Origin of the sequence: Thermobifida halotolerans, from assembly GCF_003574835.2 — a bacterium.
Taxonomy (GTDB): Bacteria; Actinomycetota; Actinomycetes; order Streptosporangiales; family Streptosporangiaceae; genus Thermobifida; species Thermobifida halotolerans.
In genome coordinates this window covers 3,519,725-3,539,602 of record NZ_CP063196.1, presented here as the reverse complement: position 1 = coordinate 3,539,602, position 19,878 = coordinate 3,519,725, and the positions used below count along the sequence as shown (strand labels likewise).

21 protein-coding genes are annotated in these 19,878 nt (G+C 70.5%); 12 read left to right on the top strand and 9 right to left on the bottom strand.

Features of this window, described 5'->3' with window-relative positions; all coding sequences use genetic code 11:
- The first annotated feature begins 411 nt into the window (after positions 1-411).
- The 5 genes from NI17_RS15800 (at position 412) to NI17_RS15780 (ending at position 2,968) form a co-directional block, all read left to right on the top strand.
- A complete protein-coding gene (locus NI17_RS15800) occupies positions 412-654 on the top strand; it encodes a hypothetical protein (RefSeq protein ID WP_147416907.1) in 243 nt (80 codons plus the stop codon).
- Positions 655-713: 59 nt separating this feature from the next.
- Entirely contained in the window at positions 714-1,151 is a 438-nt protein-coding gene (locus tag NI17_RS15795; RefSeq protein WP_068693256.1) for a serine--tRNA ligase, read from the top strand.
- Positions 1,152-1,245: 94 nt separating this feature from the next.
- A complete protein-coding gene (locus tag NI17_RS15790; protein ID WP_068693255.1) occupies positions 1,246-1,617 on the top strand; it encodes a hypothetical protein in 372 nt (123 codons plus the stop codon).
- A gap of 150 nt (positions 1,618-1,767) precedes the next feature.
- Complete coding sequence (locus tag NI17_RS15785; RefSeq protein WP_147416905.1) at positions 1,768-2,499, top strand: hypothetical protein; 732 nt, start codon at positions 1,768-1,770, stop codon at positions 2,497-2,499.
- Positions 2,486-2,968 (top strand): hypothetical protein, encoded by a 483-nt coding sequence (locus tag NI17_RS15780; protein WP_157129783.1) that lies wholly within the window; start codon positions 2,486-2,488, stop codon positions 2,966-2,968. The genes NI17_RS15785 and NI17_RS15780 overlap by 14 nt, the downstream gene beginning before the upstream one ends.
- A 19-nt stretch (positions 2,969-2,987) precedes the next feature.
- Here NI17_RS15780 and NI17_RS15775 read toward each other — a convergent pair whose 3' ends face one another.
- Positions 2,988-3,188, bottom strand: coding sequence for a hypothetical protein (locus tag NI17_RS15775; RefSeq protein ID WP_068693249.1), 201 nt, complete (start codon positions 3,186-3,188; stop codon positions 2,988-2,990).
- Positions 3,189-3,206: 18 nt separating this feature from the next.
- Here NI17_RS15775 and NI17_RS15770 point away from each other — a divergent pair, with 18 nt between their 5' ends.
- Complete coding sequence (locus NI17_RS15770; protein WP_147416904.1) at positions 3,207-3,539, top strand: hypothetical protein; 333 nt, start codon at positions 3,207-3,209, stop codon at positions 3,537-3,539.
- Between the two features lie 517 nt (positions 3,540-4,056).
- Here NI17_RS15770 and NI17_RS15765 read toward each other — a convergent pair.
- From NI17_RS15765 to NI17_RS15755, 3 genes are all read right to left on the bottom strand, one after another.
- Positions 4,057-5,820 carry an acetyl/propionyl/methylcrotonyl-CoA carboxylase subunit alpha gene (locus NI17_RS15765; RefSeq protein ID WP_068693293.1) on the bottom strand — a complete coding sequence of 588 codons (1,764 nt, stop codon included), beginning with the start codon at positions 5,818-5,820 and terminating at the stop codon, positions 4,057-4,059.
- Between the two features lie 111 nt (positions 5,821-5,931).
- Entirely contained in the window at positions 5,932-6,168 is a 237-nt protein-coding gene (locus tag NI17_RS15760; RefSeq protein ID WP_068693247.1) for an acyl-CoA carboxylase subunit epsilon, read from the bottom strand.
- Positions 6,168-7,772: an acyl-CoA carboxylase subunit beta gene (locus NI17_RS15755; protein ID WP_068693245.1), complete on the bottom strand. Its 1,605-nt coding sequence runs from the start codon at positions 7,770-7,772 to the stop codon at positions 6,168-6,170. The genes NI17_RS15760 and NI17_RS15755 overlap by 1 nt, the downstream gene beginning before the upstream one ends.
- A 249-nt stretch (positions 7,773-8,021) precedes the next feature.
- On the opposite strand from NI17_RS15755, the gene NI17_RS15750 reads away from it, so the two are divergent.
- From NI17_RS15750 to NI17_RS15735, 4 genes are all read left to right on the top strand, one after another.
- Complete coding sequence (locus NI17_RS15750; protein WP_267887217.1) at positions 8,022-10,622, top strand: phosphoenolpyruvate carboxylase; 2,601 nt, start codon at positions 8,022-8,024, stop codon at positions 10,620-10,622.
- An 87-nt stretch (positions 10,623-10,709) separates the two neighbouring features.
- Positions 10,710-11,549: a biotin--[acetyl-CoA-carboxylase] ligase gene (locus NI17_RS15745; RefSeq protein ID WP_068693243.1), complete on the top strand. Its 840-nt coding sequence runs from the start codon at positions 10,710-10,712 to the stop codon at positions 11,547-11,549.
- 165 nt (positions 11,550-11,714) lie between these two features.
- On the top strand, positions 11,715-12,722 hold the full coding sequence (locus NI17_RS15740; protein WP_068693241.1) for an adenylate/guanylate cyclase domain-containing protein: 1,008 nt from the start codon (positions 11,715-11,717) through the stop codon (positions 12,720-12,722).
- A 156-nt stretch (positions 12,723-12,878) separates the two neighbouring features.
- Complete coding sequence (locus NI17_RS15735) at positions 12,879-13,511, top strand: MBL fold metallo-hydrolase (RefSeq protein ID WP_068693239.1); 633 nt, start codon at positions 12,879-12,881, stop codon at positions 13,509-13,511.
- Positions 13,512-13,532: 21 nt separating this feature from the next.
- Here the strand turns inward: NI17_RS15735 and NI17_RS15730 are convergent, their stop codons facing one another.
- From NI17_RS15730 to NI17_RS15720, 3 genes are all read right to left on the bottom strand, one after another.
- A complete protein-coding gene (locus NI17_RS15730; RefSeq protein ID WP_068693237.1) occupies positions 13,533-14,816 on the bottom strand; it encodes a sensor histidine kinase in 1,284 nt (427 codons plus the stop codon).
- Positions 14,817-14,840: 24 nt separating this feature from the next.
- Positions 14,841-15,509, bottom strand: coding sequence for a response regulator transcription factor (locus NI17_RS15725; protein ID WP_068693235.1), 669 nt, complete (start codon positions 15,507-15,509; stop codon positions 14,841-14,843).
- 265 nt (positions 15,510-15,774) lie between these two features.
- Positions 15,775-16,242 (bottom strand): GtrA family protein, encoded by a 468-nt coding sequence (locus NI17_RS15720; protein ID WP_068693234.1) that lies wholly within the window; start codon positions 16,240-16,242, stop codon positions 15,775-15,777.
- A gap of 103 nt (positions 16,243-16,345) precedes the next feature.
- Here NI17_RS15720 and NI17_RS15715 point away from each other — a divergent pair, with 103 nt between their 5' ends.
- On the top strand, positions 16,346-17,503 hold the full coding sequence (locus tag NI17_RS15715; protein WP_084012793.1) for a 5-(carboxyamino)imidazole ribonucleotide synthase: 1,158 nt from the start codon (positions 16,346-16,348) through the stop codon (positions 17,501-17,503).
- A gap of 29 nt (positions 17,504-17,532) precedes the next feature.
- On the top strand, positions 17,533-18,033 hold the full coding sequence (gene purE / locus NI17_RS15710; protein WP_369975128.1) for a 5-(carboxyamino)imidazole ribonucleotide mutase: 501 nt from the start codon (positions 17,533-17,535) through the stop codon (positions 18,031-18,033).
- A gap of 44 nt (positions 18,034-18,077) precedes the next feature.
- Here the strand turns inward: purE and NI17_RS15705 are convergent, their stop codons facing one another.
- Positions 18,078-18,494: a CoA-binding protein gene (locus tag NI17_RS15705; RefSeq protein ID WP_068693230.1), complete on the bottom strand. Its 417-nt coding sequence runs from the start codon at positions 18,492-18,494 to the stop codon at positions 18,078-18,080.
- Positions 18,495-18,529: 35 nt separating this feature from the next.
- Entirely contained in the window at positions 18,530-19,861 is a 1,332-nt protein-coding gene (locus tag NI17_RS15700) for a UDP-glucose dehydrogenase family protein (protein ID WP_068693228.1), read from the bottom strand.
- Between the last annotated feature and the right edge of the window lie 17 nt (positions 19,862-19,878).

Below are 19,878 nucleotides of genomic sequence, written 5' to 3'. Positions count from 1 at the left end.
GCGTCACTAATATGGGCCTGGTCCTCCGGCGGTGCCGGGAGTGGGATTCCACAAAAACGCCGAGGTCGGGGTACCGGATTTGGCGTGGTGCCCGGGACACGTGCTTGGACGGGAAAGCGAAGGGTGAAACGGTGGCGTTTCATTCATACTGGGCGGAGGTGCGTGGTACCACCGGTGTCGTGCGGCCGCCGAGTACGGGGCGTTTTCCGGTTCGGGGGTGCCGGTGGCGACTCGGGTCGGTAGGGCGGAGCCTCTTGGGAGCATGCCCGCGTCAGTAGGGAGTCGGCGCACTTCCCCCCGGTCGCTTCCCGTGGAGGAGGCCGCTCTTTCCCCCGACGGCGGACGGCTCGGGATACGCGGTGGCCCCACGCGTCGGCGGATTTCGGTACCGAACGGCCGGAAGGACTGAGGATGCCCCCCATCGGACCTCTGCTCAACGCCCTGAACCTCTCCGGAAGCGTGGTCGCTATGGCGGTGGCCACAGCGGGCTGGAAGGTCCACATCAAGAAGCGGGTCAACAAACTGAGAAAATACCTCAGAACGGGGAAAAAATCGAGCGGAGGAGCCTGCTTCTCCCTTGGAAGAAGAAAAAAGTCACCTCCCTTCCGGGGATTTCTGGAAAACTTCCTAGGCCCCTCACTAAAAAGGACTTAAGAAAGGGGGGCGTCAGTCCGTACTCATTCATTCCAAAAGATTTGAAAAAAGAATTCCATGTGCTCCTCTCCTTGGAGAGCAGGCGGATCGAGAGACTGAACAGCAGGCTTCAGGACCTCAAAGAGTCGTTGGCGGAGCTGAAAAGCCGGAAGGCGGAACTCGATAACAATATCGAGCAGTACGCGAAGAGCAAGGAGAGGGCTGGTCGGCTCTCCAAGGAGGCCTCCGCCCTAGAATCGAGGTTTCGGAGCCTCGAGAGCGCATTCAAGGCGATAGCGGTCATTGTCGAAAAGGTCAGAGACGCGGACCCGAAGGTGCGGGAGATCATGGAAAAGCGACAGGAGGACGGGAAGAAGAAGGTGAAGGGGGACGAAACGAAGATCCCGGTCTCCACTGCCTTGAAGTCCTTCCTCCGGGGGGCAGGGCGCAGGACCGGAGGTTCCAGGAGTTCTCCGCGGGCCCGAGAATCGCAGCAGGGCCAGGGGCGGAGGCGGTGACAGGAGGTGGAGCAGTGCTGGCGTCCGGATTCTCCTTCGGTCTGGGGTGGTTGAAATCTACTCGGTAGCTCTCCTGGTCTCAGGAGCCTTCCTCGTGCACTTCGTGCTCCGTTTTCTCCTCTACCGGTCGGGGATCTACTGGGATCCCTGGAAGCCCGGTTCACCGTTCGACGTGTCAGATATCGTCACGGACGCTGGACTGAACGTGTACCGGGTCCGACTGGAGATGGAGGGGAAGGAGGATGACCTCCGACAGGGGCGAGCCGTGCGTGAAGGCGCTCAGGAAAGATCCTCCAGGCTGGCGGACGCGCGAACCGTACTCTCCCGTGTCGTCCTCGGGGGACGTAGGGCCATCCCCCGAGGGGAGACGGAGAAAGCCGGGGTGTTCTCCCACCTTGCGTTCTCGGACCTGCTGGTCCTCGTGTGTCTTGGTATCGGGATCGCGATGACCGCCGGTGCTGAATGAAACGGTTCACGGCTTGCGTTGAGGGGCCCTCTTGGATGTTGTACTGAATACTTTGCAGTCCTACCTCTCCGTTTCACGGGATGGGGTGGTGCGGCCTTCGCTGTTTCGACCGGCCTCGCGGGAGTCCTGACCTGGTTCAATATCAAGAGAGTGAACCAGGAGTGGGTGGAGGAGGCGGAGAAATTGATACAGGAGGCAGATAGAATAACGAATAGCTTGGTCACCAGAATTAACGAGGCGGGCAGATCCCTGACAGAAGAGCCCAGTTCCAGGGAGAAGGATATCGGGAACCAGTCCCGGGCTGTTAAGTCTGAAACAGAATCCGTGAGTAGGGAAATCAATGGTTTCGGTTCCGAGGTTGAGGAGGTTGCTGAGGAGAGAAAAGTGCATCTGTTTCAGGGGACGGTGTCACTCGAAAACTCAAAGGTGTTGTATGGTCTCGCCGATATGCAGCGCCGCGCGATCGAAGAGGTTTTGGGACTCCTTCGCGAGGCCGGTCGGCTCGACGAGAACGACAACCTCGTCGACGTGGACGGACTCGATCCGGAACTGGTGGGGAAGCTGGAGCGCAGCCTTGCCGAGTTCAAGAACCTGAAATCGAGCCAGTTCATGACGGACGGGAGCGAGATCATCGAGGGGCTGAAAGGACGTATCGAGGGGATCAGAAAGGAGACGGAGGGGATTACCGATAGTGAGTCCCCGGCATCCGGTCGGACAGGGGAATCGTCCACGGGAGCACTGCCGGCGGCGGGGAGCACGGACATCCCCGGCCAACTCCAGCTCCCCCTCGGTAACCGGAGCCCCGATTCCCGGCAGCCCGTGAGACCGGCGCAGCAGACGCGGTCGCAGCAGCCGCAGCAGAGGGGACGTGGCAGGACATGACGGGCGACAGGACACCGTCGTCCTCGACGGCAGAGGAGAAACCGGCATGTGGGTGATCGTCTTCACCGTGATCCTGCTCGGAGCGGCGTGGACCGCCGTCCGCGTCTACGACGGGTTGACGCAGGTAACCAATGGCAGCGACAAAGTGGTGGCGAGCAACCGCGTCGAACTGCGCGAGTCGTACGCGCTCATCGACCTCCTGGAGAGAAAGGAGGCGCTGCTCGCGGAAGGGGCCGCCGCCGTGGAGCGCGGGGACGAGGCCGCGCGTGCCCGGGTCCTGACAGAAATGGACGGGGTGAACCAGGAGATCGACCGACTGGAGTCGGAGCGTCCAGCGCTCCTGGCCGCGGAGGAGGCCAGGGAGAACAGGCTGATGAAGCTGCTGCACGTGGTCGAACTGGGCTTCGGGGCCCTCAGCCTGGCCGGGGTCGGCTACGCCCTGTGGCTCCTCGTCGTCCACGCTTTCTGATGCTCCCCGCCCCCACGGGTCACCGCGCCGCGTCGGGATCCCCGCGCAGCACCCGGGCCACCAGGTCGTCGCGGAGGGCCCCATACCCCGTGGCGGCCCACACACTGAGCTCGGGCGGAAGATCGTAGTAGGGGACCCGGCGCCCGTCGTCGAGGACGGCGCCCAGCGCCTCGGCTGCCGGTGCTTCCGGAGCGCGGTGGCGCAGTCGCCGCAGGCCCACAGGGTGGCCCTGCGGCGGGTGCCGAGCCCGCGCCACGGCGTGGCGGAGGTGCGGGTGCCGTGCAGCGGGTCGAAGAAGCAGTGCCGCACCGGGCGGGGCTTCGACCGCTCGGCGACCGCCTGGTCGGCGTGGGCGTCGCACAGGTCGAGCAGGACCTTTCCCGCGGCCAGGTGCGCGTCCAGGGCCTGCTGGAGGGCGGTCCGCGCCGCCTCGGAGTCGGGCACGGTGAGCGTGGCCAGCCGCTCCCCGGTCGCGGCGAGCCGCGTGCCGAGGTCCCGGCGCATCCGGTCCTGCCCCGCGGCGTCGATGGAGTCGAAGACGGCGTCCGCGGCGGGCGCGTCGACCCCGTAGGCGGCCGCGGTGACACCGGGGCCCCGGTGCTCCGCGAGCAGGTACACCCCGTCCTCCCCGAGTCGGTCGTGGACGGCGGCGAGGAAGCCCTCGTCCAGCACGTCGCCTCCCACCACGGTGGGCAGCACCACCACGTAGACGGGGTGGTCGAGGCGGGAGACCGAGTCGCGGATGTGGGCGCGGGTCTTCGCCGGGTCCAGGGCGCCCGCGTAGTGGTCGCTGACGTAGACCGGGTCCTCGGCGAGCTGTGCGGCCACGTGGGCCGCGTAGCTGGCGGGCCGCTCCGCCGCGGAGGCGGAGGGAGGGGAGAGGGCCGCGAGGAGGGTCGCCCCCACGGCCAGGCAACGCCAGAAGAGCATGGGGACAGCCTAGATGTGCTGGTCAGGGAGAATTCTCCCGGAGCTGCGGTTGCTCCTCCCGGGGTGCGGACCGGTTGCCCGGGAACGCGGCGGGGCGGGCCGCCCCGAGTGGACGGCCCGCTCCGGCCAGTACGTCGCACCGCTTCCGGCGCCGCGCCCTAGGAACCCTTGATCTCGCAGATCACCGCGCCGTTGCCGACGGTCTCGCCCGCGCCCACCGACAGGCCGGTGACGGTGCCCGCCTTGTGCGCGGTGAGCGGCTGCTCCATCTTCATGGCCTCGATGACGACGACGGTGTCGCCCTCGGCGACCTCCTGGCCGTCGGCGGCCACAACCTTGACGACGGTGCCCTGCATCGGGCTGACCAGGGCGTCACCGCTGACCGCCGCCGCGGACTTCTTCCGGGAGCCGCCGCGCTTGCCGGACTTCTTCGCGGCCGGGGCCGCCGCCGGGTCCGCGCCCAGTCCGGCGGGCAGGACGACCTCGACCCGCCTGCCGCCGACCTCGACGGTGACCTTCTCCCGCTCGGCGGCCTCGGCCTGCTCAACCTCGCCCGCGAACGGCTCGATGGCGCCGTCGAACTCGGTCTCGATCCACCGGGTGTGCACGCTGAACGGCTGCTCGGGGTCGGCCGGGGCGAACGCCGGGTGCTCGACCACCGCCCGGTGGAACGGGATGACGGTGGGCATGCCGCCCACCTCGAACTCGGCGAGGGCGCGTCGGGACCGCTCCAGGGCCTCGGTGCGGGTCCGCCCGGTCACGATGAGCTTGGCCACCATCGAGTCGAACGCCTGCGGCACGGTGAAGCCGGTCTCGCAGCCGGTGTCCACGCGCACGCCCGGGCCGCTGGGCAGCCGCATCGAGGTGATGGTGCCGGGGGCGGGCATGAAGTTGCGTCCGGCGTCCTCGGCGTTGATGCGGAACTCCAAGGAGTGGCCGCGCAGCACCGGGTCGTCGTAGCCCAGCTCCGCGCCGTCGGCGATGCGGAACATCTCCCGCACCAGGTCGATCCCGGCGACCTCCTCGGTGACCGGGTGCTCCACCTGGAGCCGGGTGTTGACCTCCAGGAACGAGACGGTGCCGTCGGCGCCGACCAGGAACTCGCAGGTGCCCGCGCCCACGTAGCCGGCCTCGCGCAGGATCGCCTTGGACGAGGAATACAGCAGTTCCAGTTGCTCGGCGCTGAGGAACGGCGCGGGGGCCTCCTCCACGAGCTTCTGGTGGCGGCGCTGCAGCGAGCAGTCGCGGGTGGAGACCACCACGACGTTGCCGTGGGTGTCGGCCAGGCACTGGGTCTCCACGTGTCGGGGGCGGTCGAGGTAGCGCTCCACGAAGCACTCGCCGCGGCCGAACGCGGTGACGGCCTCGCGCACCGCCGACTCGTAGGCGTCGGCGACCTCGTCCAGGGAGCGGGCGACCTTCAGGCCGCGGCCGCCGCCGCCGAACGCGGCCTTGATCGCGATGGGCAGGCCGTGCCGCTCGGCGAAGGCGACCACCTCGTCGGCGCCCGACACCGGGTCGGCGGTGCCCGCCACCAGCGGGGCGCCCACCTTCTGCGCGATGTGGCGGGCCTGGACCTTGTCGCCCAGCGCGGTGATCGCCGAGGGCGGCGGGCCGATCCAGGTCAGTCCGGCGTCGATGACCGCCTGGGCGAAGTCGGCGTTCTCGGCGAGGAACCCGTATCCGGGGTGGACGGCGTCCGCGCCGGACTCGGCCGCGACGGCCAGGATCTTGTCGATGCTCAGGTAGCTGTCGGCGGGGGTCTGCCCGCCCAGGGCGTAGGCCTCGTCGGCGACCTTGACGTGCAGCGCGTCGAGGTCGGGCTCGGCGTAGATCGCGACGCTGCCCAGGCCCGCGTCGCGGCAGGCGCGTGCCACCCGGACGGCGATCTCGCCCCGGTTGGCGATGAGAACTTTACGCACGGTCGAACATTCCTCCTGGAGGGGCATCGGCCGTTCGTCGCCGATGCCGTTGGCGGGTCTGAGGACGGCGGATCCGCCGTGGCTCGGCGGACGGACCCGGGGACGGGCGGATCATCCCGGATGGAAGCTGCGGCGCCAGGAGTCGGGGCCCGGACGCGGCACCCCCAGCAGCCGGGCGCGGTCGCTCCAGCCCGAGCGGCTTCCGGTGGCGGCGGCCCGTTCGCGGGCGGCCTGAACGGCCCGCGCGCGGGCGGTCAGGACCGCGACGAGCGCCGCGGTCTCCTCGTGGCTGAGGTCGCCCCGCACGACCTGAAGGAAGGGGGCGGACTGGGTTCGGTCGCCGGCCATCAGAGCGGGATGTTCCCGTGCTTCTTGGGCGGCAGCTGCTTGCGCTTGCCGCGCAGCGCGCGCAGCGCCTTGACGACGGAGGTGCGGGTCTCGGAGGGCATGATGACGCCGTCCACGTAGCCGCGTTCGGCGGCGCTGTAGGGGTTGAGCAGTGTGTCCTCGTACTCGCTGATGAGCTGCGCGCGGGTCGCCTCGACGTCCTCGGCGGCGGCCAGGGTGCGCCGGTGCAGGATGTTGACCGCTCCCTGGGCACCCATCACCGCGATCTGCGCGGTCGGCCAGGCCAGGTTGATGTCGGCGCCCAGGTGCTTGGAGCCCATGACGTCGTAGGCGCCGCCGAACGCCTTGCGGGTGATGACCGTCACCAGCGGGACGGTCGCCTCGGCGTAGGCGTAGAGCAGCTTGGCCCCGCGGCGGATGATGCCGTTGAACTCCTGGTCGGTGCCGGGCAGGAAGCCGGGGACGTCCACCAGGGTCAGCACGGGGACGTTGAAGGCGTCGCAGGTGCGCACGAACCGCGCGGCCTTCTCGGAGGCGTCGATGTCCAGGCAGCCCGCGAAGTTCATGGGCTGGTTGGCCACGACGCCGACCGGGTGGCCCTCCACCCGCCCGTAGCCCACGATGACGTTCTGGGCGAACAGCTCGTGGACCTCCAGGAACTCGCCGTCGTCGACGATGTGCTCGATGACCCGGTGCATGTCGTAGGGCTGGTTGGCCGAGTCGGGGATGAAGGTGTCCAGCTCCAGGTCGGTCCCGGTGATCTCCAGCTCCGCCTCGGTCGGCTCGGCCGGGGGGTCCTCCAGGTTGTTGGAGGGCAGGTAGGACAGCAGCGTCCTGACGTACTCCAGGGCGTCGGTCTCGTCGGAGGCCATGTAGTGGGCCACGCCCGACCTGGTGTTGTGGGTGCGCGCGCCGCCCAGCTCCTCCATGGTGACGTCCTCGCCGGTGACGGTCTTGATGACGTCGGGGCCGGTGATGAACATCTGGGAGGTCTGGTCGACCATCACGGTGAAGTCGGTGAGGGCGGGCGAGTAGACGTGGCCGCCCGCCGCCGCACCCATGACCAGCGAGATCTGCGGGATGACACCGGAGGCGTGGGTGTTGCGCTTGAAGATCTCGGCGTAGAGGCCCAGGGCCACCACGCCCTCCTGGATGCGCGCGCCGCCGCCCTCGTTGATGCCGATCACCGGGCAGCCGGTCTTGAGCGCGTGGTCGAGGACCTTGGTGATCTTCTCGCCGTAGACCTCGCCGAGGGAGCCGCCGAAGACCGTGACGTCCTGGCTGAACACCGCGACGGGGCGGCCGTCCACCGTGCCGTAGCCGGTGACGACGCCGTCGCCGTAGGGACGGTTCCTCTCCAGGCCGAAGTTGTTGGACCGGTGTCGGGCGAAGGCGTCGAACTCCACGAAGGAACCCGGGTCGAGAAGGGCGTCGATGCGCTCGCGGGCGGTCATCTTGCCCTTGGCGTGCTGTCTTTCCACGGCTCGTTCGGAGCCCGCGTGCACCGCCTCGTGGCGGCGGCGCTGCAGGTCCGCGAGCTTGCCCGCGGTGGTGTGGATGTCGATCTGTGCCGCGGGCAGCGGTTCAGGGGCTTGGGTCGCCATAAGCCATCAGAGTATAGGTGCGGGTCGTTGTTTCGATCAGGAGATAGGGGTTACTTGTAGGTAGGACCTCGAAGCGAGGCTCTGACCAGGGGATATGTGTCCGAATCCTGTTCTGTTAATGATAACAGTCCGCATGTTTCTCCTTGAAGCGTCGTTCCGGAGCCACCAACGGGACACCCCACCTTCCAAGTGGAGTAGACCAATCTGGGTATGGTCTGTGCCATGACACGCGACAGCGCCCGCCAGGAGATGCCCGACCAGCTTCGAGGCGACGTCCGCCTGCTCGGCGAGATGCTCGGAACCGTGCTCGCCGAGAGCGGCGGCCAGGATCTGCTCGACGACGTGGAGCGACTCCGACGCGCCGTCATCGGCGCCCGTGAGGGGTCGGTCGACGGCAAGGAGATCACCGACCTCGTCGCCTCGTGGCCGCTGGAGCGCGCCAAGCAGGTGGCGCGCGCCTTCACCGTCTACTTCCACCTGGTCAATCTGGCCGAGGAACACCACCGCATCCGCTCGTTGCGGGAACGCGACGACGCGGCCAACCCCCCGCGCGAGTCACTGGCCGCCGCGGTCCGCTCCATCCGCGACGACGCCGGTGAGGAACGCCTGCGGGAACTCGTCGACGGCATGGAGTTCCGCCCGGTCCTCACCGCGCACCCCACCGAGGCGCGCCGCCGCGCCGTCTCCACCGCCATCCAGCGGATCAGCGGACAGTTGGAGCGGCTGCGCGCGGCCCACCCCGGAAGCGGCGCCGCCGCCGAGGCGCGCCGCAGACTTCTGGAGGAGATCGACCTTCTGTGGCGAACCTCACAGCTTCGCTACACCAAGATGGACCCGCTCGACGAGGTGCGCACCGCCATGGCCGCCTTCGACGAGACCATCTTCCGGGTCATCCCCGAGGTCTACCGCAGCCTCGACCGGGCCATCGACCCCGAGGGCAGCGGACGCCGCCCCTCCCCGGCCAAGGCCTTCGTCCGCTACGGAAGCTGGATCGGCGGCGACCGCGACGGCAACCCCTTCGTCACCCACGATGTGACCCGCGAGGCCATCGCCGTCCAGTCCGAGCACGTGCTGCTCGCCCTGGAGGCCGCCTGCGAACGCATCGGACGCATCCACACCGAGTACACCGGCCTCACCCGGCCCAGCGCCGACCTGCGCGCCACCCTGGCCAGCGCCCAGGCGGCCCACCCGCGCCTGATGCAGGAGATCGTCAAGCGCTCGCCCAACGAACCCCACCGCCAGCTCCTCCTGCTGGCCGCGGAGCGGCTGCGCGCCACCCGGCGGCGCGACGCCGACCTCGGCTACCGCAACCCCGAGGAGTTCCTCGCCGACCTGCGCGTGGTCCAGGAGTCGCTGGCCGCCGCGGGCGCGCTCCGCCAGGCCTACGGAGAACTGCAGAACCTCGTCTGGCAGGCCGAGACCTTCGGCTTCCACCTGGCGGAACTGGAGATCCGCCAGCACAGCGCCGTGCACGCGGCCGCGCTCGCGGAGCTGCGCGCGGGCGGCCCGCTGTCGGAGAAGACCGAGGAGGTCCTGGCCACCCTGCGGGTCGTCGCCTGGATCCAGGAGCGCTTCGGCGTCGAGGCGTGCTGCCGCTACATCGTCAGCTTCACCCGCTCCGCCGAGGACGTCGCCGCCGTCCACGAACTCGCCGAGCACGCCCTGCCCGAGGGCAAGGCCCCCGTCCTGGACGTGATCCCGCTGTTCGAGACCGGAGCGGACCTCGACGCGTCCCCGCACGTGCTCGACGGCATGCTCGCGCTGCCCGGCGTCCGGCGCCGCCTGGAGCAGACCGGCCGCCGCATGGAGGTCATGCTCGGATACAGCGACTCGGCCAAGGACGTCGGACCGGTCAGCGCCACCCTGCGGCTGTACGACGCGCAGGCGCGGCTGACCGAGTGGGCCCGCGCCAACGACATCAAGCTCACCCTCTTCCACGGCCGCGGCGGCGCGCTCGGCCGCGGCGGCGGCCCCGCCAACCGCGCCGTGCTGGCGCAGGCGCCGGGATCGGTGGACGGCCGCTTCAAGGTCACCGAACAGGGAGAGGTCATCTTCGCCCGCTACGGTCAGCGGGCGATCGCCCACCGGCACATCGAGCAGGTGGGGCACGCGGTGCTGATGGCCTCCACCGACAGCGTGCAGCGGCGCGCCACCGAGGCCGCCGCCCGCTTCCGCGCGCTGGCCGACCGGATCGCCGAGGCCGCGCACACCGCCTACCGCTCGCTGGTCGACACCGAGGGCTTCGCCGAGTGGTTCTCCAGGGTGAGCCCGCTGGAGGAGCTGGGCGAGCTGCGCCTGGGATCGCGCCCGGCCCGCCGCTCGGCCGCCACCGGACTGGACGACCTGCGCGCGATCCCCTGGGTGTTCGCCTGGACCCAGACCCGCGTCAACCTGCCCGGCTGGTACGGGCTGGGCAGCGGCCTGGCGGCCGTCGACGACCTCGACGCGCTGCGCACCGCCTACGTCGAGTGGCCGCTGTTCGCGTCGCTGCTGGACAACGCGGAGATGAGCCTGGCCAAGACCGACCGGGTGATCGCCGAGCGCTACCTGGCCCTGGGGGAGCGGCCCGAACTCACCGAGCAGGTGCTCGCCGAGTACGACCGCACCCGCGAACTGGTCCTCAAGGTGACCCGGCACACCCGCCTGCTGGAGAACCGCAGGGTGCTCTCCCGCGCGGTGGACCTGCGCAACCCGTACGTGGACGCGCTGTCGCACCTGCAGTTGCGCGCGCTGGAGGCGCTGCGCGGCGACGAGGCCGCCCAGCTCTCCGAGGAGGACCGCAGCCACCTGGAGCGGCTGCTGCTGCTGTCGGTCAACGGCGTGGCCGCCGGACTCCAGAACACCGGCTGACCGCCCGACCGGGGGTTCCGGGGCCTTTCGGGTCCCGGAACCCCCCGAGTGGAGCGGTCCGCGGCGGAGCGTTGGTTGAATGGGGGCATGCCTTCCTCGCTGTACTCGGACCTCAGCCGACCGCCCCTGGACCAGCGGGCGCTGGAACGGGCGCTGGTGCGTCCGGAGACGCTGTGGACCGGGATCGACGTCGTGCCGTCGCTGGGCTCCACCAACACCGAACTGGCCGCCCGGGCACGCGACGGGGCGGCCGAGGGCTCGGTACTGGTCACCGAGCACCAGACCGCCGGGCGCGGGCGGATGGACCGCACGTTCCAGACCCCGGCGCGGGCCGCGCTGACCTTCTCGGTGCTGCTGCGTCCCACCGCGCCGCCCCGCGGCTACGGATGGCTGCCGCTGCTCATGGGAGTCGCGGCGGTGCGCGCCGTACGCCGGATCGCCGCGGTCGAAGCGGTCCTCAAGTGGCCCAACGACGTCCTGGTGGACGGCCGCAAGCTCGCCGGGATCCTCTCCGAGGCGGTCTTCGACCCCGAGGGCGCCGCGGTCGTGCTCGGCATGGGGCTCAACGTCTCCCAGAGCGAGGAGGAGCTCCCGGTGGACACGGCCACGTCGCTCGTCCTGTCCGGCGCCGTGTGCGCCGACCGGGACCCCCTGCTCCGCGCGGTCCTGCGGGCCTTCGCCGAGCGCTACACGGTCTGGGCCGACCACGGCGGCGACGCCGAGGCCGGCGGACTCGCCGAGGAGTACCGGTCCTGCTGCGCCACCCTCGGCCGGCGGGTGCGGGTGCACCTGCCGGAGGACCGCCTGCTGGAGGGCACGGCCGCCGGAGTCGACGAGGAGGGGCACCTCCTCGTGCGCACGGACGGCGGCCGGACCACGGCCCTCAGCGCGGGCGACGTCGTCCACGTCCGTCCCGGGGCTCCGTGACCTCCTCCGCGCAGGTCCTCCGGAGCGGGTGTTTCTTGACGGAGACGCCCCGGAGGTACTAAACCGACAGTCATGCGCGCCTCACCGCTGTGGAGGGGTGCCGGCTGAATTTCATGTCCGGCGGGCGTCACCCCCACCGCCCCGACCTCGAATACGAGAGAACCCATGTCGTCTCGTCCCGACCCCAAGGAGATCGAAGCCGTCCTGTTGGGAGGCGAGGCGCGGTATACCCGTGAAGAGGTGGTGCGGCTCGCGGGGACCTCGCCCGAGCTCGCCTCCCGCATCTGGCGGGCCCTGGGGTTCGCCACACGCGGGGAGGACACGCCCGCCTACACCGACAGCGACGTCGAGGCCATGCGGGTCACCGCCGAACTGCTGCGCAGCGGCACACTCACCGAGGAGGCCGCGGTCCGCCTGGCCCGGGCCATGGGGCAGACCATGACCAGGCTCGCCGAATGGCAGACCAGCATCCTGACCACCCTGTCCTACGAGCCCGAGGTCGACCTCGACGGACACCTGGGACCGCTGGTGGGGCTGGCCAAGGAGCTGCTTCCCGACGTCGAGACACTGCTGCTGCACATCTGGCGGCGCCAGCTCGCCGCGTCGGTCTCGCGCAGCCTGGCGGTCCAGGAGCAGCGGGAGGACGCCTCCCCCCACTACTTCCCGCTGGTCGTCGGCTTCGCGGACCTGGTGTCCTTCACCGCGCTCAGCCGGGAGCTGAACGAGGTCGGCCTGGCCGACGTGGTGGAGGGGTTCGAGGCGACCTCGGCCGACATCGTCGCCTCCTGCGGGGGCCGGATCGTCAAGACCCTGGGCGACGAGATCCTCTACGTCGCGGACAACGCCCGGCAGGCCGCCGACATCGCCCTGCAGCTCGCCGCCGGAGTCAAGACCCACGTCGAGGTTCCCGACGTGCGGGTCGGCCTGGCCTACGGCCCGGTGCTGGCGCTGCTCGGCGACGTGTTCGGCATCACCGTCAACCGGGCCAGCCGCCTGACCTCCTTCGCGCGGCCGGGGACCGTCCTCATCGACGAGGCCCTGGCGGACCAGCTCAAGGGCGAGGACGGCTTCCAGGTGGTGGCCGTGCGCGCCCGCCACGCCCACGGTCTCGGACAGCTCCAGCCCTACGCGCTGCGCCGGAGTTTCGGCGCGAACGTGTCGCTGCGCGGGTGAGCGGCGTCACCGCGCGTTAGGTCCCTCCCCGGAGGGGAAGACCAGCCCTGTGGAGGACCGCCTCCGGGCGGTGCGTGCGGACAGGACGCACAGCGGTGGTCCGCTCATCGACTTCCTCCCCTTCCCGAAGGGCGGGGTTTCCTCGAAAGGACTCAGATGACCGAAGACACCGGCGCGGCCTCTGTCACCGTCGACGGGGTCGTCACCTCGGGGCCCTTCTGGGACGGCGCGGCGGAGCAGGAGGCCGACGCCAACGTCTGGATCGTCGGGGACGACCGCGGCGCGATCGTGGTCGACCCCGCCCACGACGCCACCGCGATCTCCCGCGGGCTGGGCGACCGCGAGCTGATGGCGATCGTGTGCACCCACGCCCACGAGACCCACATCAACGCGGCGGAGGCCCTGGCCGACCTCGCCGACGCGCCGATCCTGCTGCATCCCGCCGACGAGCGCCTGTGGAGCCTGCACTACCCCGACCGAGCCCCCGACGCGCCCCTGCTGCACGGCGAGCGCCTCCAGGTCGGCGGGGTCGAGTTGGAGGTGCGGCACACCCCCGGCCACACCCCGGGCGCGGTCTGCCTGTACGCGCCCGCCCTCGCGACGGTGTTCACCGGCGACACCCTGCTCGCGAACGGTCCGGGGAGCACGGACCGCCCGCACTCGGACCCCGCGGCGATCCTCGTGTCGATCGGCGACCACCTGCTCACCCTTCCTCCCGAGACCACGGTCCGCCCCGGCCACGGCGGCTCCACCACGGTCGCCGCCCAGGCGGCGCGCCTCACCGGCTGACCCCGGCGCCCGCGCGCGGGATCACGCCGGTCCGGTGGTGCGGGCCAGGCTGCCCCGGTAGGGCGGCAGGAAGAGGGCGAACGTGGTCGGCCTGGAATGGATGAACTCCACCCGGGCGCCCTCGGACTCGGCGATGTGCCGGGCCAGCGCCAGACCGAGTCCGGTTCCGTTGCCGCTGGTGACCTCGCGTTCGAAGATGCGGGGAGCCAGCTCCTCGGGGATTCCCTCGCCCTCGTCGCTGACCTCGACGCGCACCGACTGGCCGGTCTCCACGCGGCGGACGGTCACCGTACCGGCGCCGTGCTTGAACGCGTTCTCCACGAGGGTCGCCAGGATCTGGGCCAGGTCGGTGGGCACCGTCATGACCGTCAGGCCCGCCTGCCCGGTCAACTGCAGCTTCCGCCCGGCCTGGGTGAAGACCGGCCGCCACTCCTCCATGAACTGCTCGATCACGTCGTCGATGGCGACCGGCTCCAGCTTGGGGTTCTGGGTCCGGCGCGCCCGCCCCAGCAGGCTCTCCACGATGTCCACGAGCCGTTCGGTCTGGGCCAGCGCGGCCTCGCCCTCCTCGCGGACCACGTCGGGCTTGTCCGCCTCGGCGACGATCTCCTCCAGCCGCATCGACAGCGCGGTCAGCGGGGTGCGCAACTGGTGGGAGGCGTCGGTGGCGAAGTGCCGCTCGGTCGAGATCAGACTGGAGATGCGCTCGGCGCTGCGGTCCAGAACCTCGGCCACCGCGTCGGCTTCGGGAATGCCGTAGCGGTGCCCCCACGGGCTGATCACTCCCGACCCCAGCCGCTCGGCGGTCGCGGCGAGGTCGACCAGGGGCAGGGTGAGCCTTCTGGCCTGGAGGATGGCCAGTCCGACCGCGACGCCGATGGCCAGCAGGGACAGCGAGGCGATGCCCAGCCACGCGCTGATGATCTCCTCCCGCACCCCGCGGGTGTCGCGCCACACCACGACCGAGGCGCCGCTCGCGGAGGTGGCCGACGCGCTCAGCGCCGCGGCCGCGTCCGGATCACGCGGGTTGTACTCCCAGCCGCCGGTGGCCACGGTGGGCGAGCCGCTGGGGGTGATCTCGATGTAGCGCCGGGGATAGACCGTCGCGAAGTGCTCGGTGTCGATCTCGCCCTCGCGCAGCAGTTGCGCGTCCACCTCGGTCCCGATGAGTTCGGCCTCGCGTTGCAGTTGGGCGATGTTCGCGCTGTTCACCTGCTGGTAGGTCAGGGCGCCCAGGGGCAGCCCGAGCAGCAGCACCGCGATGATGGCCACCACGAGGGTGGAGAACAGCATTCTCCTGCGCATGTCGCCTCGTCATCGCCGCGTGTGTCAGTCCCGCTCGAACCGGAAGCCGACTCCTCGGACGGTGGTGATGTAGGAGGGCTGGTTGGCGTCGTCCCCGAGTTTGCGGCGCAGCCAGGAAATGTGCATGTCCAGCGTCTTCGTGGACCCCCACCAGTTGGTGTCCCACACCTCCCGCATGATCTGCTCCCGGGTGACCACCTTGCCCGCGTCGCGGACGAGTACACGCAGCAGGTCGAATTCCTTGGTGGTGAGCTGAAGCTCCCGGTCGCCCAGCCAGGCGCGGCGCGAGTCGTTGTCGATCCGCACCCCGTGCACGACGGGGACCTCGCCGCCGCCGCGGCGCAGCAGCGCCCGGACCCGGGCCAGGAGTTCGGCCAGGCGGAAGGGCTTGGTGACGTAGTCGTCGGCTCCCGCGTCCAGTCCCACGACGGTGTCGACCTCGTCGGCGCGGGCGGTGAGGATCAGGATGGGAGTTCCGTGCCCTTCCGAGCGCAGCCGCCTGGCCACTTCGAGCCCGTCCAGTTCGGGCAGCCCCAGATCCAGAACCAGCAGGTCGATATCGCCGGTGCGGGCGCGGTCGAGTGTCTCCATGCCGTCGACGGTGACGTCGACCGAGTACCCCTCCCGGCGGAGCGCGCGGGCCAGCGGTTCAGAGATCGAAGCATCGTCTTCGGCCAGCAAAACGCAGGTCATAGCACCGATCGTAAGACTCCCGCCGCGATTTTCGGATTACGCGCGCCGACGGTCCAGCGGTTGACCAAAAATGCGCAAGCCCTGTCTCCGACATACTGCTCTTACCTCACATAACACCCCACCGGGGGACGCTCCTCCGGGGGACGCGCCCTTGGGGTGGAAAGAGAAGTGCCGGGGGAGTTGTCCGTTTTGTGAATGGTGGTGCTGGAGGGAGACAAAGACCCTCCCGGGACCGCCACGCCGACGTCGGCCCACGTCACCGGGGTCAGGCCGGTCCGGGGTCCCGGGAGATCACCTGCCGCGGCGCGCGGAACACCCACTTCTTGTAGCTCCAGAACCGGAACAGCGACCCCAGGCCCACGCCGACCACGTTGCCCGCGATGTTGCGCGCCAGCGGACCGTCCAGGCCCAGCACCGCGGCGGTGAACCACAGACAGGCGAGCTGGATCAGCAGCCCCACCCCGTTCAACCCGAAGAACAGCGCGTACGACAGCAGCAGCCCGCTGTGCGAGCGGTGCCGGAACGTCCAGAACCGGTTGCCGAGGAACGCCACGACGGTGGCGCAGACCGTCCCCAGGGCCTGCCCGGCCAGTTCCGGCAGTCCCAGCCCGTACCAGAACAGGTTGGTGGTCGCCAGTTGCGTCACGTAGGCGAGGGCGCCCACGGTGCCGAACTTGGCCACCTCGTGGATGAGCCGGGAGAAGCGCCGGTACAACGTCGAGAGCAATCGCACGAGCCGTTCCGATCCGGACCAGGAGATTCAATAGACTTTCTCGGGTTCCCGCGTCGGTCGCGGGGCCGCACCCCAACGTCGCGAACCGAGAGTTGAGGAAGCTGTGAGCGAGACTAGCCGGACCGTTCCCGCGGTCGGAATGGTGGGCGGTGGCCAGCTCGCCCGGATGACGCACCAGGCGGGGATCGCGTTGGGCGTGGACTTCCGGGTGTTGGCGGCCGGTCCGGACGACAGCGCGGCGCGCGTGTGCGCCGACGCGCGCTTCGGCGACGACCGGGGCCTCGACGACCTCCTCGCCTTCGCCGAGGACTGCGACGTGCTGACCTTCGACCACGAGCACGTGCCCCAGCCGGTCCTGCGCGAGCTGGAGCGTACCGGAACGGTCCTGCGCCCCGGCCCCGACGCGCTGCGCCACGCCCAGGACAAGCTGGTGATGCGCGCCCGCCTGCGGGAACTGGGCGCCCCCTGCCCGCGCTGGCGGGAGGTCTCCGAGATCGGGCACGTCACCGACTTCGCCGCCGGGACCGGCTGGCCGGTCGTGCTCAAGGCCGCCCGCGGCGGCTACGACGGCAAGGGCGTCTGGGTGGTCGGCGACGCCGAGGAGGCCGCGGCCGTGCTCGACCGCGCCGCCCGGGAGCGGGTTCCGCTGCTGGTCGAGGAGCGGGTCGCGTTCCGCCGGGAGTTGGCCGTGCAGGTCGCCCGCTCCCCCTACGGCCAGGTCGCGGCCTACCCGGTGGTCGAGACGGTGCAGCGCGACGGGATCTGCCACGAGGTCGTCGCCCCCGCGCCCGGCCTGGCCGAGGACCGGGCCGTGGCCGCCCAGGAACTCGCGATCGAACTGGCCACCTCCCTGGACGTGGTGGGCATGCTCGCCGTCGAACTGTTCGAGACCGACACCGGCGTCGTCGTCAACGAGCTGGCGATGCGCCCGCACAACTCCGGCCACTGGACCATCGACGGCGCCCGCACCTCGCAGTTCGAACAGCACCTGCGCGCCGTGCTCGACCTGCCCCTGGGGTCGCCGCGCACCGTGGCCCCGTACGCGGTGATGGCCAACCTGCTCGGCGGGCGCGACCCCGACGTGTACAGTCGCTACATCCACGTCATGGCCAAGGACCCCGAGCTGAAGGTGCACCTCTACGGCAAGCAGGTCCGCCCCGGCCGCAAGATCGGGCATGTCACCGTGGTCGGCGACGACCCCGCCGACCTGCTGGAACGAGCACGAACCGCCGCAGCGTACCTCAAGGGAGACCCGCAGTGAGCCAGACCCCGCCGACCGTCGGCATCGTGATGGGAAGCGACTCCGACTGGCCGTTCATGCAGGACGCGGCCCAGGCCCTGGACGAGTTCGGCGTCCCCTACGAGGCCGACGTGGTCTCGGCGCACCGGATGCCGCACGAGATGATCGCCTACGGCTCCGAGGCGGCCGAGCGCGGGCTGAAGGTCGTCATCGCCGGTGCGGGCGGCGCGGCGCACCTGCCGGGCATGCTCGCCTCGGTCACCCCGCTGCCGGTCATCGGGGTGCCGGTGCCGCTGAAGTACCTCGACGGGCTCGACTCGCTGCTGTCCATCGTGCAGATGCCCGCCGGGGTGCCGGTGGCCACGGTCGCGGTGGGCGCGGCCCGCAACGCGGGACTGCTGGCGGTGCGCATGCTCGCCGCCCACGACGCCGAACTGCGCGCGAGGATGACCGACTTCCAGGCCGACCTGAGACAGCAGGCCCAGGACAAGGGGGAGCGGCTGCGCCGCAAGCTCTCGGAGGGCTCGTCGTTCGGCTTCGGAGCCCGCTGAACCGGGGGTTTCGGGCCGGGGTGCCGACGGGTTCCCTCCGGCGCTCACCCCAGGAGGCGGGGCCACTCGATCGCCGGGCAGCGGTCCATCACCATGGCGCGGCCCGCAGCCAGCACCCGCTCGGCCGCGGCGTCGTCGACCACGCCCAACTGGAACCACACCGCCCTGACCTCGGGGCGCTCCAGTGCCGCGTCGGCGACGGCGCCCGCCGCCGAGGAGCGGCGGAACACGTCCACCACGTCCACGTCGAAGGGGATGTCGGCGAGTGAGGCGTAGCCCCGCTCGCCGTGCACCGTCGCCGCGCTCGGATGCACCGGCACGATCCGCTTGCCCCGCTCCTGGAGGAACCGGGCCACCCCGTGGGCGGGGCGGCCCGGGTTGTCGCCCAGACCGACCACCGCCCACACCTCGGTCTGCGCCAGCAGGCGGCGGATCACCTCGGGATCGTTGAGTCGTTCCATGTCGTCCGTCCTCCTCTCGGGGGAGGGACCCCGGTTCAGGGGCGGCCCAGCGCCCGGTAGGTCCAGCCGCGGGAGCGCCAGTGGTCGGGGTCCAGCGCGTTGCGTCCGTCCACGATCCGCTGCTCGGCCACCACCTTGCCCAGCTCGTCGGGGTCGGCGTCACGGAACTCGGCCCACTCGGTGAGCAGCAGCACCACCTCGGCGTCGCGCACCGCCTCCACCATGGTGTGCGCGAAGTTCAGTTGCGGGTAGGCCCGCTCGGCGTTCTCCAGCGCCTCGGGGTCGTAGACGGTGACGCGCGCGCCCAGCGAGCCGATGGTGGCCGCCACGTCCAGGGCGGGGGAGTCGCGGATGTCGTCGGAGTTGGGCTTGAACGCCGCGCCCAGCACGCCGACGGTGCGTCCGGCGAAGCTGCCGCCGATGAGGCCGCGCGCGATGTCGATGGTGCGCGCCCGGCGGCGCTGGTTGATGGCGTCCACCTCGCGCAGGAACGACAGCGCGGGCTCCACGCCCAGTTCGTCGGCGCGCGCCATGAACGCGCGGATGTCCTTGGGCAGGCAGCCGCCCCCGAAGCCCAGGCCGGGGCCGAGGAACTTGCCGCCGATGCGGTCGTCGTGGGAGAGCGCCTCGGCCAGTCGGATCACGTCCGCGCCGACGGCCTCGCACACCTCGGCCATCGCGTTGATGAAGGAGATCTTGGTGGCGAGGAAGGCGTTGGCGGAGACCTTGACCAGTTCGGCGGTCTGCAGGTCGGTGACGAGGAAGGGGATGCCCCGCTCGATCTGGTCGGCCGACAGCTCCCGCATCACCTGCTCCACCCGCGGCGAGTCGGTGCCGATCACGATCCGGTTCGGGTTGAGCGTGTCCTCCACGCCGTGGCTCTCCCGCAGGAACTCCGGGCTCCAGCCGACCTCGACGGCCTCGCCCGCCGGGGCGGTGGCGTGGAACTGGGCGGCGATCCGGGCGGCGGTGCCCACCGGCACGGTCGACTTGCCGATCACGACGGTGGGGCGGGTCAGCAGGGGCGCCAGCGACTCCACCACGGCGTCCACGTACCGCAGGTCGGCGGCGTTGGACGTGCTCTGCTGCGGGGTGCCCACGCAGATGAAGTGCACGTCGGCGAACTCGGCGGCCTCGGCGTAGTCGGTGGTGAAGCGCAGCCGACCGGCGGCGAGGTTGCGGGTGAGCACCTCCTCCAGTCCCGGCTCGTAGAACGGGACCCGACCGGAGGACAGACTGGCGATCTTGGCCCGGTCCGTGTCGAGACCGAGGACGTCGAAACCCAGCTCCGCCATGCAGGCGGCGTGGGTCGCTCCGAGGTATCCGGTGCCGAGCACCGCGATTCTGAGGCGCTGTTTGTCCACCAATGGATCAGTCCTTCCTC